Annotated in this window: 1 protein-coding gene; it reads right to left on the reverse strand. The window is 71.2% G+C overall.

What is annotated here, in order from left to right; all coding sequences use genetic code 11:
* A partial coding sequence (locus G6020_RS12360; RefSeq protein ID WP_182610830.1) for a hypothetical protein occupies window positions 1-1136 on the reverse strand: 1136 nt, incomplete at its 3' end.
* Window positions 1137-1142 lie beyond the last annotated feature (6 nt).

Below are 1142 nucleotides of genomic sequence, written 5' to 3' on the forward strand. Positions count from 1 at the left end.
TCCCACACGTAGGAGTACTCGGCGAGGGTCTCGCGCGGCATGATCCAGCGGTCCCCGGCGGCGTCTATGGCGTCGCGGTTCCCGTGCTCGTCGACCCACGTCCGGACGGTCTCCGGGTCGTCGCCGTCGCCGGGGCCGCCGGGGAGGTGGCTCCAGTCGATCACGCCGGGGCCGTGCTCGCCGTGGCCGGCGGGGGAGCCGTTCCAGTTGGAGACCATGACCTCGGTGCGCCCGCTGTCCGGCTGGAACCGGCGGACCACGCCCGCGCCGGTGTCGGCGTAGTAGACCCAGCCGCCGTGGGCCATCATCCCGCTCGGGACGCCGTCGACGCGCTCGTAGGGCAGGTCGATGTAGCGCCGGGTGGTGCCGTCCCCGTGGAAACCGTTGCCCTCCTGGTGGTCGCGGTTGAAGTCCACGCGGGCCACGTGCCCCGGCCCGCTGCACCCGCCCTCGGTGTCACCGACCCCGCAGCCGTCGAGGACGTAGTACGCGTTGACGGCGTCGTGCAGGATCCCGGTGCTCAGTGGGTTGCCGTGCAGCATGTCCAGGTGGCTGCCCTGACGGGGCCACACGCACCGCGAGATCGTGTCCGACCAGTACTCGGCCGGGCACTGGTGCTCGGGGATGTCGTCCGGCGGATCGTGACTCAACCCCGGCTGCGGCCAGTCGGCGAGATAGGGCTTGTTCTGGCCCGCCAGGGCGAAGGTCTCCGGGGAGAAGAGCGAGGGGCCCATGAAGTTGTTGTCGCGAAAATGCGTATCGCGCTCCGGGTTGAGCACGAACTTCATGTCGCGGACCTCGTTGTTGGAGTCGTTTGACACGGCGAAGAACGAGCCGTCCTCGTTGAAGGCGATCCCGGAGGGCCTGGCCGTGAAGTGCTCCCCGTACCCGTCCCGCAGCGTGCGAGCCGAGGAGGCGTCGGCCGGGTCGATCACGGTCAGAGAGTCGTCGGCGGCGTTGGTGATCCACAGTTCCGCGGTGCCGGGCCGCACGGCGATCGAACTCGGATCGGCGAGCAGCTCGCCCACCAGCACCGGTTCGGGACCCGGAGCCCCGCGGTCCCCGGCGGCGTCGGCGGGCTCGGCGTCGGCGGAACACCCACTCGCCAGGAGCACGAGGGCGGCGGCCGCGGCCATCACCGC

This window comes from Dietzia sp. B19 (genome assembly GCF_014145155.1).
Classification (GTDB): Bacteria; Actinomycetota; Actinomycetes; order Mycobacteriales; family Mycobacteriaceae; genus Dietzia; species Dietzia natronolimnaea.